Consider the following 14,134-nt stretch of genomic DNA (forward strand, 5'->3'; position numbering starts at 1 on the left):
GAGCGAGTCCCATGACGCACATACTCCTCCACCACGCAGTTGCGTGCGCGGTTCCCCTCTCATCCGGGGAAGATTGAGGTACCCGTCGAGGAACCGGTTATTATTGCGCGTCGGGCCCCATCAGCGCAGGCCCATCGCTCCGCGCGTCCAGCATCGAATCGCCGCCCAGCGTCCGGTACAGCGTCACCAGATTGCTTGCCTGGGTCAGCCGCGTCGTCACCAGCGTCCGCCGTGCCGCGTACAAGGACCGCTGCGCGTCCAGCGTTGCCAGGAACGTATCGATCCCGCCGCGATAGCGTGCTTCGGCCAGCCGATAGGTGTCCGCCGCCGCCTCGGCTTGCGCACCCGTCGCGCGCAGCTGCTCGGTCACGGTCCCGCGCCGGGCCAGCGCGTCCGCCACTTCGCGAAACGCGATCTGGATGGTGCGCTCATAGGCCGCAACCGACGCATCGCGCTGCGCCTGGGTCAGCCGCACGCCCGCCCGCGCCGCCCCGGCATTGAAGATCGAGTAATTGGCGTTCGCGCCGCCTGACCAGGTGAAGGCACCGCCGCGGAACAATCCGGCCAGTGCATCGCTCGCCAGTCCCAGCACGCCGGTCAGGGTGATGCGCGGGAACAACGCCGCGCGGGCCGCGCCGATCTCGGCATTGGCGGCACGCAGCGTATATTCCGCCTGCACCACATCGGGCCGGCGCAGCAGCACTTGCGAGTCCACCCCGGCGGGCAGTTCGGTGACGCTCGGCGCGGCCTCATCGATCGAGCGCGGCAGCAGCGTCTCGGCGACGGGATTGCCGACCAGCAGCTGCAATGCGTTCACATCCTGCGCCAGCGCAGTAGTCTGCAAGGCAAGATCGGCGCGTGCGCCTTCCAGGATCTGTTCGGCCTGGCGCAGATCCGTGCGGGGCGCGATGCCGCCCTGCAGCCGGGCGCGCGTCAGCCGCACGCTTCGCTCGGCGCTCTCCGCGGTATCCTGCGCAATGGCGAGCAGGCTCTTGTCCGCGGCATAGGTCAGCCACGCATCGGCAATGTCGCCGATCAGCGTCAGCCGAGTTGCCCGCGCCGCCGCCTCCGTCGCAAAATAGCGGTTCTGCTCGGCTTCGGTCAGCGAGGCAATCCGCCCGAACAGGTCCAGTTCGAACGCGGTCACGCCACCGCTCGCCGAAAAGCGCGTCCGGGTGCCCGAACCCGAACCAGTGACGGCCGTGCCGGTGCCGGTGCCGCTTCCTCCCGCGGTTCCGCCTGTTCCCGTTCCTCCGGTGCCCGTTCCTCCGGTGCCCGTTCCTCCGGTGCCAGTGCCGCCATTGCCGGTGCCGCTGTTGCCGCCGGTAACCGTCGACCCACTACCGGACCCGCCCGAAACCGTGCCGCCCAGGCCCGCGCCGATCTCCGGCAGCAAGTCGGCGCGCTGGATGCGATACTGCTCGCGCGCGATGCGGATGTTCGCCGCCGCCACGCGCAGGTCGGGATTGTTGATCAGGGCCTGGCGGATCAGCGCCTGCAGGCGCTGATCGCGAAAGATGTCCTGATACGTCACCGCCGGCAACGCCGCTTCGCTTTGCGCGAGGTACGCGTCGCCTAGCGGCCAGCTCGGCGGCACAGGCGTTTCGGGCCGCACATAATCCGGCGCCATCGTCTTGCAGCCTGCCAGCGTTGCGCTCGCCAACAGCACCAGCGCTGCGCGTTTCATGTGGTTCATGCCGTCGCCTCCGGACGATTGCGGCGCGTCCGTTTGCGGATAGCCTCGAGCCCGTCGCGGACCCCGCGGCGCACCAGCACGAAGAACAGCGGGATATAGAAGATCGCCAGCACCGTCGCGGTGATCATGCCGCCGATCACCGCCGTGCCGATCGCGATTCGGCTGTTGGCGCCCGCACCGGTAGAGATCGCGAGCGGCAGCACGCCGAAGATGAAGGCAAGGCTGGTCATCAGAATTGGGCGGAGGCGAAGCCGCGCAGCTTCCATCGCAGCCTCGATCACGCGCTTGCCCTGCTTCTCCGCACGCTCGGCGAATTCGATCATCAGGATCGCGTTCTTCGCCGCCAGCCCCATGGTCGTCAGCAGCCCGATCTGGAGATACACGTCGTTTTGCAGTCCACGCAGCGTCACGGCGAATACCGCGCCGACCAGCCCGAGCGGAATGACCAGCAACACCGCGACCGGAATCGACCAGCTTTCGTACAGCGCGGCCAGGCACAGGAACACCACCAGCAACGACAGGCCGTAAAGCAGCGGCGCCTGCCCCGACGACAGCCGCTCTTCATAAGACAGCCCTGACCATGCGACCGAGAGGCCGGGAATCTGGCGCGCCAGTGCCGCGATCCGGTCCATCGCTTCGCCTGACGAAGCGCCGGGCGCGGCCTGACCCTGGACCTGGTAGGAGGGCACGCCATTGAACCGCGACAGCGTCGTGGGGGTGACGCTCCAGCCGGTGCTGGCGAACGAAGTGAAAGGCGCCATCTGTCCGCTGTTCGTGCGCACGAACCACAATCCCAGATCGGTTGGCTCGGCCCGGTACGGCGCGTCGCCTTGGACATAGACGCGTTTCACTCGGCCGCGGTCGATGAAGTCGTTGACGTAGCGTCCGCCCCAGGCCGCGGCCAAGGTCGAATTGACGTCGCCCTGGTTGATGCCCAACGCGGCCAGCTTCTGCTGGTCGACATTGACGCGCAGGGTGGCGTTATCGGGAAGCTCGTTCAGCCGCACGCGGTCCAGCTGCGAATCCTGGTTTGCGGCCGCGATCAGCCGGTCGCGCGCGGCGTTGAACTCGGCCTGTGTGAGACCGCCGGTATTCTGAAGCTGCATTTCGAAGCCGCTGGTCTGTCCCAGCCCGCGAATGGCGCCGGGTACCAGCGCGAACACTTCCGCATCGCGAAAGCCGCGGAAAGCGTTTGAAGCGCGTGCGACGATCGCTTCAGCCGTGTTCTCGGCGCCTTCGCGCGCTTCCCAAGGCGCCAGGTTCAGGAACGCCGCGCCGGTGTTCTGCCCGCTGGCTCCCCCGCCGCCGCCGGCGATGGTGAACAGCGTGCCCACGTTGTTGCGCTCCTGCTCCAGCCAATAGCGTTCAACCGCACGCTGCACCTCCACGGTGCGCCCCTGCGTCGCGCCTGCGGGCAGACGGAACTGGACGCGCGCGGCGCCCTGGTCCTCGTTCGGCAGGAAGCCGGTCGGCAGCCGCACGAACAGCAGCGCGAGCAGCACCAGCACAATCGCGTAGATCGCCAGAACCAGCCATTTGCGGTCGACCACGACCTGTACAGAGCGGACATATCGCTCCGTGCCCCGCTCGAACCCGCGGTTGAACTTGTCGCGCGCAGCCCCGAAAAAGGCGCCGGCGCGCGGCAGCCGTCGTTCGACCCACCCGGCGTGCTGTTCGTTTTTGGGCTTCAGCAACGTGGCGGTCAGCGCTGGCGAGAGGATCAGCGCCACCAGCACCGACAGGATCATCGCCGACACGATGGTGATGGAGAACTGGCGATAGATCACTCCGGTCGATCCGCCGAAGAACGCCATCGGCAGGAACACCGCGGACAGCACCAGCGCGATAGCGACCAGCGCGACCTGGATCTCGTCCATCGACCGGATCGTCGCTTCCCGGGGGCTGAGCTCGGGGTCTTCCTCCATCAACCGCTCGACATTCTCGACCACCACGATCGCGTCGTCGACCAGCAGCCCGATCGCCAGCACCAGCCCGAACAGCGTGAGCGTATTGATCGAGAAGCCCGCGACCGAGAAGATCGCGAAAGTGCCCAGCAGCACCACGGGCACTGCGATTGCCGGGATCAGCGTCGCGCGCCAGCTTTGCAGGAACACGAACATAACGATCACCACCAGGATGATCGCCTCGATCAGCGTCTTGACGACTTCCTGGATCGACAGGCGGATGAACGTGGTCGTGTCGTTGGCATAGGCCACCTTGAAGCCCGGCGGGAAGCCGCGCGACAGCCGGTTGAGCTCGGCTTTCACGGCTTCGGCAGTGGACAGGGCGTCGGCGCCCGGCGCCAGGCTGATCGACAGGCCCGCACCCGGATGCCCGTTGATCCGGGTGATGACGGCATAGCTTTCCGCACCCAGTTCCACCCGCGCGACGTCCTCCAGCCGTACGGTCGCGCCGTTGGTCTGCGTCTTGAGGATGATCGCCTTGAACTGCGCCGGAGTCTGCAGGCGCGACTGGGCCGTCACGACTGCGTTCAGCCGCTGCTCGCTGGGCATCGGCGTGCCGCCGATCTCGCCGGCGGCAACCTCGGTGTTCTGGTTCTGGATTGCCGTGATCACGTCGGACGGCATCAGCTGGTAGGACGCCAGCCGATCGGGGTTCAGCCAGATGCGCATGGCATAAGGCGCGCCGTACACGTCGGTTTCGCCCACGCCTTCCACGCGGCCCAGCGGATCCTGGAGGTTCGACGCCAGGTAATCGGACACGTCCTGGTTGGTGCGCTGGTCGGTCTCGTCATACACGCCCACAAGCAGGAGCTGGTCGGCGTTGGACTTGGTGACGCGCAAGCCCTGCTGCTGCACCTGCGCAGGCAACCGCGACAGCGCCTGTTGCACCTGGTTCTGCACCTGCACCTGCGCGATGTCGGGGTCGGTGCCCTTTTCGAAGGTGACCGACACCGTGGATTGCCCGCGCGAGTTGGACGACGAGCTGAAATACAGCAGCCCGTCGATCCCGGTCAGCTGTTGTTCGATCACCTGCGTGACTGAGTTCTGGATCGTTTCCGCCGACGCGCCGGGATAGGTGGCGCGCACATTGACCTGGGGCGGCGCCACATCGGGATATTGCGCGATCGGCAGCGTCAGGATCGCGCCGACGCCCGCCAGCATGACGATGATCGCGAGCACCCAGGCGAATATCGGGCGATCGATGAAGATCCGCGACATTAGTTGCCCTTCGCCTGGCCCGAACCGCCCGCGGCACCGCCGCCGCCCTTGGGCGCGGCGATCTTCTGCGGCGTGGTGGCCGGCACTGGCCGGATCTCCGCGTCGGGCCGCAGGTTCGCGGTGCCCTGCACGATCACCTTGTCACCCGGGGCCAGCCCCTGCGTCACGATCCAATACGCGCCCTGGGTCCGCTCGGCGATCACCGTGCGCGCCACTGCGCGGTTGCCCGGGCCGACGACATACACGGTCGCATTTCCCTTGGGATCGCGCGACACGCCCGCCTGCGGCACCAGGAATGCCTGCGTGTCGATCGCCTGGGCGAACTGCGCGCGCACGAACATGCCCGGCAGCAGCAGCCCCTCGGGATTGTCGAACCGCGCGCGCAGCGTCACCGTGCCGGTATTCTGGTCCACCACCACTTCGGAGAACTGGACGGTGCCGGTCCGCCCGAAGTCGCTGCCATCCTCCAGCACCAGCCGCACGGTCGCAGAGGCCGGGATCACCCCTTCCTTGGCCATCGCCTTGCGCAGCGAAAGCATCGCCGCGCTCGATTGCTGAATGTCAACAAAGATCGGGTCCAGCCGCTGGATCACCGCCAGCGGATCGGTCTGGTTGGTCGTCACCAGCGCACCCTCGGTCACCAGCGATCGGCCGATGCGCCCGGTGATCGGCGCGGGCACCTTGGTGAAGCGAAGATTGATCCGCGCGGTCTGCACCGCGGCATTGTTCTGCGCGACGGCGGCGTTGGCCTGCTGGGCCTGCGCCGCGACATCGGTATATTCCTGCTGGCTGACCGCCTCCATTTCGGCGAGCGGACGATAGCGCTGCGCCCGGATGCGCGCGGCATTGGCATTGGCCTGCGCGCTTTGCAGATTGGCCTGCGCCTGCGCGGCCTGCGCTTGATAGATGCTGGGGTCGATCTGGTAGAGCGTCTGCCCGGCCTTCACGATCGATCCTTCGGTGAAGAACCGCTTCTGGAGGATCCCGGCCACCTGCGGCCGCACCTCGGACATCTGATACGCAGTCACCCGCCCCGCCAGCTCGGTTGTCACCGGCACGCTCGTCGGCTGCACCACCACGAATCCGACCTGCGCCGGGCCGGTCGGCCCACGCCCGCCGCCCTTCTGTGCGGGATCCTTGCTCCCGCCGCATGACGCCAGCAGCGATGCCGCCGCCAGCAAAAGGACCGTGGATCGGCGGGCGCTCGTCATGGGGGATTGCTGCAAGATGTTCTGACCCGCTCTGCTAGCCCGCTGGGGGCAAAATTCAGTGAGGAAACAACGCCCATAGGGGGCTGGGCGGCAGGCATCTACAGCATAAATGTATCAGGATGTGTCAGCCATTTGGCACGAAAAGACAAAAGGCCGCCTCCCCGGGGGAGACGGCCTTTTCATTGCCTAGCCGCTGCGGCGAGCGACTATGTCTACTTATGCCTTCAGGCGAAAAGTGCGCCGAAGCGAACTGAAGCCTTGGGCGCCGCGAGCGGCATGGTGCAATGAGACATCAGATCACCTCCTTCCATGTTGTTGAACTCGAACGGGAATATGGGCGCGCGGAAAGGGATGTGAAGGGGGGTCAAATAAAAGTTTTCCCGGAACGGAGCGAGTGGATCTTCAATCCTCCCCCGGAGGGGAGGGGGACCAAGCGAAGCTTGGTGGAGGGGTACTCTCCACGGGCGACATGGCCTGCGGCTCCTACCCCTCCACCACGCGACTATCGTCGCGCGGTCCCCCTCCCCCTCCGGGGGAGGATTGAACTCGCTCACGCATCCCCTCTTCCCGCACCCGCACAAACCCCGTATCAGCCCGCCCCAAATGGCACGCATCGAAACCCCCAAGCGCATCCGGGGCACCCAAGACATCTTCGGCGAAGAGCAGCGCCGCTTCGCCACCGTGATGGACGCGTTCGACCGCGTCCGCCGGCTTTATTGCTTTCAGCGGCTCGAAATCCCGATCTTCGAGGCGACGAACGTCTTTGCCCGCTCGATGGGCGAGACCAGCGATGTCGTGTCGAAGGAAATGTACACCTTCGAGGATCGCGGCGGTGATTCGATCACCCTGCGCCCGGAATTCACCGCCGGCATCGCCCGGGCCTACATTACTGAGGGCTGGCAGCAATATGCGCCCTTGAAGCTCGCCACCTCCGGCCCGGTGTTCCGCTATGAGCGCCCGCAAAAGGGCCGCTTCCGCCAGTTCCACCAGATCGATGCCGAGGTCATCGGCGCGCCCGAGCCCGCAGCGGACGTCGAACTGCTCGTCCTCGCCGACCAGCTCCTCCACGATCTGGGCATCCATGAAGGCGTCACGCTTCAGCTCAACACGCTGGGCGACGCCGAGACGCGCGACGCCTGGCGCGCCGCGCTCGTCGCGCATTTCGAGGCGCACCGCGACCAGCTGTCGCAGGACAGCCTGACGCGTCTGGAAAAAAACCCGATGCGCATCCTCGACTCGAAGGACCCGGGCGACCGCGCCGTCGCCGACAGCGCCCCCGACATCGACGCATACCTCACGCAAGAAGCGGCCAGCTTCTTCAAGGCAGTGACCGACGGCCTCGACGCCGCCGGCGTCGCCTGGACCCGCAACAGCCGCCTCGTCCGCGGTTTGGATTACTACCGCCACACCGCCTTCGAATTCGTCACCGACCGGCTCGGCGCGCAGGGTACCGTGCTCGCCGGCGGCCGCTATGACGGCCTGATCGGCTCGCTCGGGGGCCCCGAAACCGCCGGCGTGGGCTGGGCAGCCGGTGTCGAGCGGCTGGCGATGCTGATCGAGGAGCCGGCAGGCGAGAAGCCCGTCGTAATCCTCGCGGTCGAAGACGATCTTGCCTTGGCCGATGCACAGCGCCTGCTGAAGGAAATTCGGACTGCTGGTCTGTCGGCAGACATGATCGCGACCGGCTCGCCGCGCAAGCGCTACGACAAGGCAGCCAAGGTGAACGCCAAGGTGCTGGTCTCGATCAGCCGCAAGGAGGAGCGGACGGTGATCAACACCCGCTCGGCGATCCCGTCTGCCGAGCACGACCAGGTCGAGCAGATCGCCGCGCGCCTTTTGGAGCACCGCCGGTGACCCAGTCTGCCCGGACCCGCTCGCGCTGCGCATCCCCATCCCCGGCCTCCGCCGGGGAGTGGGCAACGCAATGATCTCCATCCCCGCAGACCGCATCGCCGCCATCGAAGCGCGGCGCGACGAGTTGCAGGCGCAGATGGCGACCGGCGACTTGCCCGGCGACCGCTTCGTCCAGGTGTCGAAGGAATATGCCGAGCTCGAGCCCGTAGCGGTCGCCGCCGGTGAAGTCCGCCGCCTGCGCGCCGAAACCGAATCGCTCCAGGCCATGGCGCAGGACAGCGACGAAGAAATGCGCGCCATGGCGAACGAGGAACTGCGCGCGAACCACGACGCGCTCGCCACCGCCGAACGTGGCTTGGCCCTCTCGCTGCTCCCCCGCGACGCCGCCGACGAACGCCCGGCGATGCTCGAAATCCGCGCCGGCACCGGCGGCGATGAAGCGGCATTGTTCGCCGGCGACCTGCTGCGCATGTACCAGCGCTATGCCGAACGCATGGGCTGGCGCATCGAACTGATCTCCAGCAGCAGTTCCGAAGCCGGCGGCTTCAAGGAAGTCGTCGCCTCGGTCACCGGCACCGGCGTGTTCGCCAAGCTGAAGTTCGAATCCGGCGTCCACCGCGTCCAGCGCGTGCCCGCGACCGAGGCCGGCGGCCGCATCCACACCTCCGCCGCCACCGTCGCCGTGCTGCCCGAAGCCGAGGACGTCGACTTGAAGATCGACGAAAAGGACCTGCGCATCGACATCTTCCGCGCGTCCGGGCCGGGCGGGCAGGGGGTTAACACCACCGACAGCGCGGTGCGTATCACTCATTTGCCCACCGGCACGATCGTGATCCAGCAGGACGAGCGCTCGCAGATCAAGAACAAGGCCAAGGCGATGAAGGTGCTCCGCACCCGCCTGTACGAGCGCGAGCGCGAGCGCCTGGCGGCCGAGCGCACCGGCGCCCGCCGCTCGATGGTCGGCTCGGGCGATCGCTCCGAGCGCATCCGCACCTACAATTTCGGGCAGGGCCGGGTGACCGACCACCGCATCAACCTCACCCTCCACCGCCTGCCCGAGATCATGGAAGGCGAGATCGACGAATTGATCGGCGCCCTGATCGCCCAGGACGAAGCCGACCGCCTGGCGCAGCTCGATGGGTGACGTTTAACTCCTCCCAACTCCGCGTCGTGGTCCGCTCTGACTCCCCTCCCTGCAAGGGAGGGGCAGGGGGTCGGTGCGCGCGTCTGCGCGCCAACAAACTCTGGCACTGCCGTCAGAAAACGCGAGCGGGAGAATCGAGCCCCCACTTGCGCTAACCCACCCCTTGCCCCTCCTTCCAGGGAGGGGAGTTGGATGGCAATGCGGTTGCGTTGGCGGAGAGTAGAATGACAAGCGATTCGACTGAGCAGCCTGATACGGGCTTCCGCTTCATTCAGGATCGGCGGGAAACAGTCCGTACCGCCCTGACCGCCGCCACCCAGCAGCTAACCGCAATCACCGACACACCGCGCCTCGACGCCGAGCTCCTTATGGCGCACGCGCTCGGCGCCACGCGCAACGACCTCCTGCTGCGCCACCTCGACGACGCGGCGCCCGACACCTTCGCCGCGCTCCTCCAGCGCCGCCTCGCCCACGAACCCGTCGCCTACCTCACCGGCACCCGCGCCTTCTGGACGATCGACCTTGAAGTCGGTCCCGGCGCGCTGGTGCCGCGACCCGACAGCGAGACCCTGCTCGAGGCCGCGCTTGAGCATTTCGCCCGGCGCACCCCGCGCACCATCCTCGATCTGGGCACCGGCCCGGGCACCTTGCTCCTCGCCGCGCTCGATCAATGGCCCGAGGCGGAAGGGTTGGGGGTCGACGCCTCCGACCAGGCGCTGGCCTATGCACGCCGCAATGCCGACCGGCTCGGCCTCGCCACCCGCGCCACCTTCCGCCTCGGCGACTGGACCGCCGGGCTCGACGGCCAGTTCGACCTGATCCTCGCCAACCCGCCCTATATCGGCACGGGCGAGGCGCTTCCGCCCGAGGTGCGCGACCATGAACCCGCCTCCGCGCTGTTCGCCGGCGCGGATGGCCTCGACGATTATCGCCGCATCGTCCCCGAACTTTCCCGCCTGCTCGCGCCCGGCGGCGCCGCGCTGCTCGAAATCGGCTGGACGCAAGGCGAGGCGGTGTCCGCGCTGGGCACCGCGCACGGGCTCGTCCCCCGTATCTTCACGGATTTGGCCGGACGGCCCCGCGTGGTAGGGCTGAGTTGAAGCGCACGGCGCAGCACCCATATTTCCACTTGGAGATCGATGCTGCACCGGCTAAGAACGCGGCGGGGCAAAGCACTTTCAACCACGTCAGAATGCGTCGTTGAATTTCGGGGCTCGTGCCCCCTCCAAGTCATGCGTGCCGCTGCAGTCCGGCGGCCATGGCAGACGGCAGGAACCGGTGCTTCCGGGGCTTGCCGCGAGTGTAACGTGCATCCGGGACCGCTGATGGATCGACGGACGGCTTAGGTAGACAGGACAAACAGACCTTGATGAACAATCGTCAGGCTAACGGCCGCCGTCGCGGCCGTGGTGGTCAGCAGCAGCAGCGCCCTGGTGGCGGCAACCAGGGCAATGGCAGCCGGATCGACAATCGCGCGCGGGGCAACGCTGCCCAGCTGCACGAAAAGTACAAGAACCTGGCCTCGGACGCGCAGCGCCAGGGCGACCGGGTCAACACCGAATATTATCTCCAGTTCGCCGATCACTATTTTCGGGTGCTGAGCGAAACCCGCTCGCGCTTCGAAGAACAGAATCAGCAGCGTCGCCAGCGCGACGACATGGACGGCGGCGATGACGAGTTCGATGCCGATGGCAGCGAGCAGCAGCAGCCTCAGCAGCAGCAGCCTCAGGAAGCCCGCCCGCAGCGCGAACCGCGTGAATATCGCGAGCCGCGCGGCGAATATCGCGAAGGCCGTGAGAATCGCGAAGCCCGTGAGCCACGAGAAGCCCGCGAGCCGCGTGAAGGCCGCGAGCCGCGCGAGGGCCGCGACCGCGATCGCCGCAACGGCTATGCTGGTGGCAACGTAGCGCCCGCCGCTGTGGATGGCGGCCAGGCTGCCGAGCTGCCCCAACCGGTGGCTGCCGAGGCACCTGTGGAAACGCGCGAGGAGGCGGAGCCTCGCCGCCGCACGCGTCGCCCGCGCCGCGACGAAGCCACGCCCGCGGATACGGGGGAGGGCCTCGATCTGGCCGTGCTGCCGCCCGCGTTGGGCGACGCGGCTTCTGCCGAAGTGTCTGAAGAAGCACCGAAAAAGCCGCGCCGCCGCCGCACGGTACGGACGGAGGATGCCGAAGTCCCCGCCGCCTGACGACGGTCGGCAAGACCGTTTTCGGCGTCGACAAGATAGTGGCCGGATCGGCGGCTGGGCTTCTGCTCAGTCGCCTATTTCTATTTGGTCCCTCAGCGGATCCTCCACCCGTTCGTCATGCCCGCTGCCCGATGACAGGAACATCAATCCCATCAGCGCCGCAGTAAGCATGATCGTCAGGAACACCCCCAGAAACGTCGCGGTCGCCGTCACCCAGTCGAGCCCACCCAGCGACCAATAGAGCGTCAGTTCGGCAACCCCCGTCGCCAGCAGCGCCGCGCCAGTCATCCACCACAAGATCCGCTTGAACCGTCCCCAGGCGAAAGCGGCATAAGCGGGATTGTCCAGGTCCTGGTCTTGCTCCGGCATGGCTTTGCAATTGCGCCCGAATCATGGAAGAAACAACTGCCTCGGACATGCGGAGTCGGCCAATGACCATCGCGGCGATCTTGGAAGGCAAGGGGCACGACGTCGTCTCGATCGACGCGGCGCAATCGGTGGCGCAAGCCGTATCGCTACTGGCCGAACGCCGCATCGGCGCGGTGCCGGTGATGCGGGACGGCGCAGTGGCCGGCATCTTCTCCGAACGCGACGTCATCCATCATTTGGCTCAGGACGGCGCCGCGGCGCTTGACCGTCAGGTCGCCGACGTCATGACCACGCCTGCGATCACAGTCGCGCCCACTGAGTCCGTCCTCGCTGCATTGGCGCTGATGACTCGCCGCCGCATCGGCCACTTGCCGGTGGTCGACGATGGCGGCTGCATCGGCCTCGTCTCGATCGGCGATCTGGTGAAGTACCGTATCGAACGCATCGAAGCTGAAGCCGAAGCCATGCGCGCCTACATTCAAACCGCCTGAGGTTCGCGCCGGTGGCGGATCAACGCCACCACGTCTCGGACCAGCCCCGGCGCGAACAGCACGAGCCATCCGCAATATACGCCCGCGCCGACGGAGGTCAGCGCCAACAGTCGGAGAAGCGGGATCAGCGGCAGCAACGCATGATCCACTGCGCTCACCGCTCCCGCCATCACCAGCGAGGCAACCACCGGCGGCGCCAGTGCGGCACCGAGCACGCGCGCGCGCACGCCGATCACCGGTAGTGTCCGCCAGGTCGAGAGCGCCAGATACACGGGATAGGCAAGCAGCCAGGCGGCCACCAATCCGGTGACACCCCAATGCACGCCGATCAGAAATGCGACGCTCAGCACCAGCGCGCCGATCGCGCCATTGCCCGCGCCTATCTCTGGCCGGCCGCATGCGTCAGTCGCCGGTGCGTAGAGCGTCTGCAGCGTCATGAACGGCATTGCCAGTGCAAGCCATTGCACCACGGCAGCCACTTCGATCCATTTGGGCCCGAGCACCACTTCCACAAGCGGATGCGCCGTCACTGCGAGCCCTGCGTAGAAGGGCAGGGCCAGCACCATGATCAGACGTGCCGACTTCACGAACGCGTTGGCGACCGCGGTTGGATCCTCCCGCAACCGCGCATAGGCTGAGAATGCCACTTCGTTGAGCGGCGGCACGAACTTCGACACGAAGATCTGCGCCAGGAACAGGCTGGTGGTGTAGATGCCCAACAGATGGGGATCGAACCAGCGCCCGGCGATGAACACGTCGGCCTGGCTCTGCACGAACCAGAAGATCTGCCCCGCCGCCATGATCCCGCCATAGCGCGCCATGTCGCCCGCGCCGCGGAAGTCGAAGCTCGGCCACATCAGCGTGCCCGCCGCCCAGGTCATGCCGATCGCCCGTACCGCATACATGGCGAGTGGTGCCGCGACGAGGGTCCACACCCCCCACCCGGCATAGGCGCCGGCAAGCGCAGTCACGGCCCCGGCTATCCCCGACGCGAAGTTCGCCTGTGCCTGACGCCGGAAGTCCATCGCCCGCGCCAGCTGTGCATAAGGGAGGGCGACGAACGGCGTGGTCAGGTAGATCAGCGCCTGCACCCGCAACAGATCGGCGACCATCGGCTGCCGGTAATAAGAAGCGGCCAGCGGCGCTGCCGCGAATTGCACCGCGGCTAGCCCGACGTTCAGCAGGATCAGCATTCCAAACAGCTGCCGCTGCGCCTGGACCCCGGCATCTTTCCGCTGGATCAGCGCACTCGCCAGCCCATATCCGTTGAGCATGTTGAGCAGGACCAGCACGACCTGGGTCATTGCGAACAGCCCATAATCGACGGGATCGAGTAAGCGGATCACGACGAAGGTCGAGGCCCAGGTAAGCAACTGGCCCAGAATCTGTGTCCCCGACCGCCATATGACGGCGCTGCGGACCTGAGTCGTGAGCGATTCGGCGTTGTGGGGCGTTGGGTTGGCGTTGTTTTGCGTCACGGTGTTGTCATGGGTTGGGGCTATTGAGATCGGGTAAAGGCGAGGGTTTCTGCGGGTTTCGGGGTGTTCTCGGGCCTGTGGGTAATTTCGTTCCAAAAAACCCGTTGACGCTTGGGGACGTGCCCCATATATGCCCTTTCACCGCAGCGACGCGGCGCTCTTGGAAACGAGGCGCGGGTGTCGGGGTGGTCACCACATAGACGGCGCCAAGGGGCCCCACGAAAGTAGGGTTCGACTGGGCGTCGGTTTTTGTCGGCTCTTTGACATTGTTGATTTAGATGAAGGGACATGTGGGCGGCGGCTCGGTGTCGGCACGGCTTCTAGGCGTGTTTGATATCGTTAAGCTTAAGTCGTTCCATAGGTCCTTTTACACGTTTCCATACGTGAAGATGTGCAGGAACGGCTCCTAGAGATGAGCGGCCTGGCCAGGGAATTCCACCTCGGCTTGGTCGTACATAAACTTGAGAGTTTGATCATGGCTCAGAATGAACGCTGGCGGCATGCCTAACACATGCAAGTCG

The 14,134-nt window shown here is 66.4% G+C and carries 10 protein-coding genes, 1 rRNA gene and 1 pseudogene; 7 read left to right on the forward strand and 5 right to left on the reverse strand.

Going from position 1 to position 14,134, the window contains the following annotated elements; genetic code table 11:
• Window positions 1–100 precede the first annotated feature (100 nt).
• The 3 genes from FHT02_RS17020 to FHT02_RS17030 are packed head-to-tail and all read right to left on the reverse strand — an operon-like array spanning window position 101 to window position 6,089.
• On the reverse strand, window positions 101–1,687 hold the full coding sequence (locus FHT02_RS17020) for an efflux transporter outer membrane subunit (protein ID WP_184090516.1): 1,587 nt from the start codon (window positions 1,685–1,687) through the stop codon (window positions 101–103).
• Window positions 1,688–1,692: 5 nt separating this feature from the next.
• On the reverse strand, window positions 1,693–4,878 hold the full coding sequence (locus FHT02_RS17025; protein WP_184090468.1) for an efflux RND transporter permease subunit: 3,186 nt from the start codon (window positions 4,876–4,878) through the stop codon (window positions 1,693–1,695).
• The gene (locus FHT02_RS17030) at window positions 4,878–6,089 is read right to left on the reverse strand and encodes an efflux RND transporter periplasmic adaptor subunit (RefSeq protein ID WP_184090471.1); all 1,212 of its coding nucleotides are present in this window, start codon (window positions 6,087–6,089) and stop codon (window positions 4,878–4,880) included. The genes FHT02_RS17025 and FHT02_RS17030 overlap by 1 nt, the downstream gene beginning before the upstream one ends.
• Before the next feature lie 603 nt (window positions 6,090–6,692).
• Here FHT02_RS17030 and hisS point away from each other — a divergent pair.
• From hisS to FHT02_RS22095, 5 genes and pseudogenes are all read left to right on the forward strand, one after another.
• A complete protein-coding gene (gene hisS, locus FHT02_RS17035) occupies window positions 6,693–7,943 on the forward strand; it encodes a histidine--tRNA ligase (RefSeq protein ID WP_184090474.1) in 1,251 nt (416 codons plus the stop codon).
• Between the two features lie 70 nt (window positions 7,944–8,013).
• Window positions 8,014–9,087 carry a peptide chain release factor 1 gene (gene prfA / locus FHT02_RS17040; RefSeq protein ID WP_184090477.1) on the forward strand — a complete coding sequence of 358 codons (1,074 nt, stop codon included), beginning with the start codon at window positions 8,014–8,016 and terminating at the stop codon, window positions 9,085–9,087.
• A gap of 224 nt (window positions 9,088–9,311) precedes the next feature.
• A complete protein-coding gene (gene prmC, locus FHT02_RS17045) occupies window positions 9,312–10,187 on the forward strand; it encodes a peptide chain release factor N(5)-glutamine methyltransferase (RefSeq protein WP_184090481.1) in 876 nt (291 codons plus the stop codon).
• A gap of 269 nt (window positions 10,188–10,456) precedes the next feature.
• Window positions 10,457–10,642 (forward strand): annotated as a pseudogene (locus tag FHT02_RS22090) (DUF4167 domain-containing protein); the annotation flags it as partial.
• A gap of 399 nt (window positions 10,643–11,041) precedes the next feature.
• Entirely contained in the window at window positions 11,042–11,275 is a 234-nt protein-coding gene (locus tag FHT02_RS22095; protein WP_343056981.1) for a hypothetical protein, read from the forward strand.
• Window positions 11,276–11,341: 66 nt separating this feature from the next.
• On the opposite strand, the gene FHT02_RS17055 is transcribed toward FHT02_RS22095, so the two are convergent.
• On the reverse strand, window positions 11,342–11,644 hold the full coding sequence (locus FHT02_RS17055) for a hypothetical protein (RefSeq protein WP_184090486.1): 303 nt from the start codon (window positions 11,642–11,644) through the stop codon (window positions 11,342–11,344).
• 62 nt (window positions 11,645–11,706) lie between these two features.
• Between FHT02_RS17055 and FHT02_RS17060 the strand changes: the two genes are divergently transcribed.
• Window positions 11,707–12,135 (forward strand): CBS domain-containing protein, encoded by a 429-nt coding sequence (locus tag FHT02_RS17060; RefSeq protein ID WP_184090489.1) that lies wholly within the window; start codon window positions 11,707–11,709, stop codon window positions 12,133–12,135.
• Here the strand turns inward: FHT02_RS17060 and FHT02_RS17065 are convergent.
• Window positions 12,123–13,613, reverse strand: coding sequence for an oligosaccharide flippase family protein (locus FHT02_RS17065; protein ID WP_184090492.1), 1,491 nt, complete (start codon window positions 13,611–13,613; stop codon window positions 12,123–12,125). The genes FHT02_RS17060 and FHT02_RS17065 overlap by 13 nt on opposite strands.
• A gap of 457 nt (window positions 13,614–14,070) precedes the next feature.
• Here FHT02_RS17065 and FHT02_RS17070 point away from each other — a divergent pair.
• Window positions 14,071–14,134 (forward strand): 16S ribosomal RNA (locus tag FHT02_RS17070); the annotation flags it as partial.

Source organism: Sphingomonas xinjiangensis (genome assembly GCF_014199255.1).
Lineage (GTDB): Bacteria > Pseudomonadota > Alphaproteobacteria > Sphingomonadales > Sphingomonadaceae > Sphingomonas > Sphingomonas xinjiangensis.